Origin of the sequence: Micromonospora sicca (assembly GCF_003172935.1) — a bacterium.
Lineage (GTDB): Bacteria > Actinomycetota > Actinomycetes > Mycobacteriales > Micromonosporaceae > Micromonospora > Micromonospora sicca.
The window spans coordinates 1-4,816 of sequence record NZ_QGKS01000470.1 but is presented as its reverse complement, the minus strand read 5'-3'; the positions used below and the strand labels follow the sequence as shown (position 1 = coordinate 4,816).

The 4,816-nt window shown below is 75.7% G+C and carries 5 protein-coding genes and 1 rRNA gene; 4 read left to right on the top strand and 2 right to left on the bottom strand.

Annotated features, from left to right (window positions below):
* Positions 1–4: 4 nt before the first annotated feature.
* Positions 5–121: ribosomal RNA gene (gene rrf / locus DKT69_RS34630) — 5S ribosomal RNA — on the top strand.
* Positions 122–212: 91 nt separating this feature from the next.
* Here rrf and DKT69_RS34625 read toward each other — a convergent pair.
* Positions 213–1,985, bottom strand: coding sequence for a hypothetical protein (locus DKT69_RS34625; protein WP_109805597.1), 1,773 nt, complete (start codon positions 1,983–1,985; stop codon positions 213–215).
* On the opposite strand from DKT69_RS34625, the gene DKT69_RS40425 reads away from it, so the two are divergent.
* Both DKT69_RS40425 and DKT69_RS34615 read left to right on the top strand, forming a co-directional pair.
* On the top strand, positions 1,941–2,969 hold the full coding sequence (locus DKT69_RS40425; RefSeq protein ID WP_236648552.1) for a tetratricopeptide repeat protein: 1,029 nt from the start codon (positions 1,941–1,943) through the stop codon (positions 2,967–2,969). The two genes, DKT69_RS34625 and DKT69_RS40425, sit on opposite strands and share 45 nt — an antisense overlap.
* A complete protein-coding gene (locus DKT69_RS34615; protein WP_109805596.1) occupies positions 2,969–3,988 on the top strand; it encodes an HAD-IIA family hydrolase in 1,020 nt (339 codons plus the stop codon). Before DKT69_RS40425 ends, DKT69_RS34615 begins: the two co-directional genes overlap by 1 nt.
* 34 nt (positions 3,989–4,022) lie before the next feature.
* Here DKT69_RS34615 and DKT69_RS34610 read toward each other — a convergent pair whose 3' ends face one another.
* Entirely contained in the window at positions 4,023–4,358 is a 336-nt protein-coding gene (locus DKT69_RS34610; RefSeq protein ID WP_109805595.1) for an SCP2 sterol-binding domain-containing protein, read from the bottom strand.
* A 112-nt stretch (positions 4,359–4,470) separates the two neighbouring features.
* On the opposite strand from DKT69_RS34610, the gene DKT69_RS34605 reads away from it, so the two are divergent.
* Positions 4,471–4,816: phasin family protein (locus tag DKT69_RS34605; protein WP_368666297.1), on the top strand; the 346-nt coding region annotated here is incomplete at its 3' end.

Sequence of the window (4,816 nt, the reverse complement as noted above, 5' to 3'; positions counted from 1 at the left end):
GAGTTACGGCGGTCATGGCGGAGGGGAAACGCCCGGTAACATTCCGAACCCGGAAGCTAAGCCCTCCAGCGCCGATGGTACTGCACTCGGGAGGGTGTGGGAGAGTAGGACACCGCCGGACAATCTTCCAGTCGAGGGCCGCCCCATCCGGGTCGGCCCTCGACTGCGTTAGCGTCTCTGGGGACGCAATCAGGAAGGATGTACCTGTGAGTTCAGGACCGCAGGGCGGCGATCGCCCCCGTCGTTACGAGGACCGCGCCGACCGCGAGCAGGGGCGCGGTGACGCCCGCCGCGACGACCGTCCCCCGTACCGGGGCAACCGCGACGACCGCTCGGGCGGGCCGCGCAGCGGTTCCGGTGGCGAGCGCCGCGAGGGTGGCTTCCGCCGGGACGACAACCGCGAGGGTGGCTTCCGCGGCGGTGACCGCCGCGAGGGTGGCTTCCGTTCGGGGCCCCGCGAGGGTGGCTTCCGCCGGGACGGTGACGCGCCCCGCGAGGGTGGTTTCCGGGGCGGCGAGCGCCGCGAGGGCTTCCGGCGCGACGACCGCGAGGGCGGATTCCGCGGTGGCGAGCGTCGTGACGCTGGCTTCCGTTCCGGTTCCCGCGAGGGCGGCTTCGCCGGCGGCGACCGCCGTGAGGGTGGTTTCCGCGGTGGCGACAACCGTGAGGGCGGCTCCCGTGGCGGCGAACGCCGTGAGGGCGGTGCGCCGCGTGAAGGTGGCTTCCGTGGCGGTGACCGTCGTGAAGGTGGCTTTGCCGGTGGCGAGCGCCGTGAGGGCGGCTTCCGTGGTGGTGACCGTCGTGAGGGCGGTGCGCCGCGTGAAGGTGGCTTCCGTGGCGGTGACCGTCGTGAAGGTGGCTTTGCCGGCGGCGAGCGCCGTGAGGGCGGCTTCCGTGGTGGTGACCGTCGTGAGGGCGGGGCGCCGCGTGAGGGCGGCTTCCGTGGGGGCGAGCGCCGGGAAGGCGGTTTCCGCGGCGGTGACCGGCGTGTAGGCGGTTTTGCCGGCGGCGAGCGCCGTGAAGGTGGCTTCCGTGGTGGTGACCGTCGTGAAGGCGGGGCGCCGCGAGAGGGTGGCTTCCGTGGTGGTGACCGTCGTGAAGGCGGGGCGCCGCGTGAGGGTGGCTTCCGTGGTGGTGACCGTCGTGAAGGCGGGGCGCCGCGTGAGGGTGGCTTCCGTGGTGGCGAGCGCCGGGAAGGCGGTTTTCGCGGCGGTGACCGGCGTGAAGGCGGTTTTGCCGGCGGCGAGCGTCGCGAGGGTGGCTTCCGTGGTGACCGCCGTGAGGGCGGTGCGCCGCGCGAGGGCGGCTTCCGTGGCGGCGAGCGCCGTGAGGGTGGCTTCCGTGGTGGTGACCGTCGTGAAGGCGGGGCGCCGCGTGAGGGCGGCTTCCGTGGCGGCGACCGTCGTGAAGGTGGCTTTGCCGGCGGCGAGCGCCGTGAGGGCGGCTTCCGTGGCGGTGACCGTCGTGAAGGCGGGGCGCCGCGCGAGGGCGGTTTCCGTGGTGGCGACCGTCGCGAGGGTGGTTTCCGTCGTGAAGGCGGGGCGCCGCGTGAGGGCGGCTTCCGAGGCGGCGAGCGCCGTGAGGGCGGCTTCCGCCGGGACGACCGCGAGGGCGGTTTCCGTGGTGGCGACCGCCGCGAGGGCGGGGCGCCGCGTGAGGGCGGCTTCCGGGGCGCGGACCGTCGTGAGGGCGGCTTCCGCCGGGACGACCGCGAGGGCGGTTTCCGCGGCGGCCCGCGTACCGAGCGGGACGGCGAGCGGCGGGGCTACGGTGACCGGCCGGGCCGGGACGACCGGGCTCGGCAGGGCGGCTACGGCGCCGGCCCGCAGGACCGGCGGGACGACCGCCGGGACCGGGCCGAGGGCGGCGAGCGGGTCACCGGGCCGGCGCTGCCGGACGAGATCGTCGCGACCGACCTCGACTCGCCCGTCCGGGCCGAGCTGCTCTCGCTGGCCAAGCCGGTGGCGGAGACCGTCGCCCGGCACCTGGTCGCCACCGGTCAGCTGATCGACGAGGACCCCGCGGAGGCGCTGGCGCACGCCCTCGCCGCCCGTCGGCTCGCCTCGCGGATCTCCGCGGTGCGGGAGGCGGTCGGGCTGGCCGCGTACCACGCGGGGGAGTGGCAGACGGCCATCGCAGAGCTGCGCACGTACCACCGGATGACCGGTCTGCAGAGCCACCTGGCGGTGCTGGCCGACTGCGAGCGGGCCCTCGGGCGTCCGGAGCGGGCGATCGACCTGTTCCGGGGCGCCGACCGGGAGAAGCTCGACCGGTCGGTGGCGATCGAGCTGCTGATCGTGGCCGCCGGGGCGCGGGGCGACCTCGGCCAGAAGGACGCGGCCGTGGCGATGCTCCAGGTCCCCGAGCTGACCGCCGACTCGCCCGAGCCCTGGGCCGCGCGGCTGCGCTACGCGTACGCCGACGCGCTGCTCGCGGTGGGCCGGCGCGAGGAGGCGCGGGAGTGGTTCTCCCGGGCCGCCGACCTGGACTCCGAGGGGGAGACCGACGCGGCGGAGCGGCTGCTCGAGCTCGACGGCGTGGTGATCGAGGGCGACGAGGAGGACGAGGAGTCCCCGGTCGAGGACATCGCCGCCGGACCGGGCGCCCCGGGCGCCGTGCCGGCCCGTCCCGACACCGACCTCACCGGCGGTGACAGCGAGCCGGACGAGGACACGGACGTCGACGACCAGGACGACGACGACCAGGACGACGAGGACGAGGACGACGACCTCGACGGCGACGCCAGCCACGACGACGAGGACGACGACCTCGACGACGAGGACGACGACCGGGACCGTGGCGGCGACGCCCGGTACGGCGAGGGCGACGACCTGGCCGAGGACGAGCTGACCGACGACGAGGCGCGCGTGGTCGCCGACCAGGCCCGGTCCGGCGAGACCGGCTCGGCGGGCGGCACGAGCGGCGCGACCGGCGGCGAGCCGGTCCGCGGGTCGGAGTCGGACCAGTAATGACCGCGGACGCCGGGGAACGGCTGGTCGACGGGTACACCCTGGTGGTCTTCGACCTCGACGGGGTGATCTACCTGATCGACCGGCCGATCCCCGGTGCCGTCGAGGCGGTCGGCCGGCTGCACGCCGACGGCAGGGCGGTGGCATACGCCACCAACAACGCCTCGCGCCGCTCCAGCGAGGTGGCCGACCTGCTCACCGGCATGGGCGTCCCAGCCCGGCCGGAGGAGGTGCTCACCTCGGCCGCCGCCACCGCCGAGCTGCTGCGCGACCGGCTTCCCGCCGGCGCGCCGGTGCTGGTGGTGGGCGCGGAGGCGCTGCGCGCCGAGATCCGTGCCGTCGGCCTGCGCCCGGTGTCCCTGGCCGAGGAAGAGCCGGCCGCCGTGGCCCAGGGCTACGGCCCGCAGGTCGGCTGGGTGGACCTGGCCGAGGCGTCGCTGGCGGTCCGCGCCGGCGCCCCCTGGTACGCCACCAACACCGACCGCACGCTGCCCAGCGACCGGGGCCCGCTGCCGGGCAACGGGTCACTAGTGGCCGTGCTGCGGACCGCCCTGGAGCGGGATCCCGACGTGGTGGTCGGCAAGCCGGAGCCGGCGCTGTTCGCCACCGCCGCCCGTCGGGCGGCCACCGGGCGGACCCTGGTCGTCGGCGACCGGTTGGACACCGACATCGAGGGTGCCCGCCGCGCCGGGCTGGACAGCCTGCTGGTGCTCACCGGCGTCAGCGGCGTACCCGAGCTGCTGGCCGCCCCCGAGGCGCGCCGGCCGACGTACGTCGCGATGGACCTCGCCGGGCTCTTCGACCCGGCGGCGGTGGTCCGGCTGCCCGGCGTGCCCGACGGCCGGGGTTGGTCGGCGGCGGTGACCGACGGCGGCCTGGCGCTCGACGGCGCCGGCCGCCCGCTGGACGCCCTGGCCGCGCTCTGCGCGGTCGCGTGGGCGACCTCGGCGGGCCCGGCGGTGCGGGCGGTGTCGCCGGAGGCGGCCGCGGCGCTGGCGGCGCTGGGCCTGTCGGCCTGACGCCGGCCCGGAGTCGGCCGGCCGCCGGCTCGGCTCAGAGCAGTTTGCGGAGCTTCATCAGGTCGAACGGGTTGGCCTTGATGAACACCCGACGGGCGGCCAGCGCCTTGGTGATGTCGAGCTGCCCGTGCACCAGGGCGATCAGGTCGTCACTGCCGGCGCTCAGCGCGATCTTGGCGTTCGGGTCGTCGCCGTCGGAGAGGTCGACCAGTCGGCCGCCGGAGATCCGGCCGCGGAACGCGGTGCCCAGGTCGGTGACCCGGCAGGCCAGCGTCCGGTCCAGGTCGATCTTGTCCTGCACGTCCGCGTGGCGGTCCAGGCGGTCGGCCAGCTCCCGCAACGCCTGCCGGCACTCGTCCACGCTGGCCACATCGTCTCCTCACCACATGCCACACCGTTCCTCGGCACCGTACCGCAACAGGTGGTCGGAGGGGCCGGTAGCGTGACACCTGCACACCCCCGCCGGTTGGAAGGACTCAGGCATGCAGGACGCGTGGCGCGCCTACCTCGAGCTGGCCATGGGCCTGACGGAGGCGCCCCGGAAAAAGGCCCAGGACGCCGTTCGGCGCGTGGTCGGCCAGGGCGGCGCCACCGCCGGCCAGTTGCAGGCGCTCGCCGAGGAACTCGTCTCGACCGGCCTGGCGAACCGGGAGGCGCTGACCAAGCTGGTCCGCTTCGAGGTCGAGCGGGCGCTCGGCGCGGTGGGGCTGGCCACCGCCGACGAGGTCGCGGAGCTGACCCGCCGGGTGCACGAGCTGGAACGCCAACTGCGCGAGGCCAAGGCGGTCCCGGCCGACACCTCCGCCGCCGCGGTGGTGGGGGTGGGCG

Coding starts and splice junctions, on each gene's coding strand:
- DKT69_RS34615 (WP_109805596.1), top strand. CDS start 2,969: ATGACCGCGGACGCCGGGGAACGGCTGGTCGACGGGTACACCCTGGTG.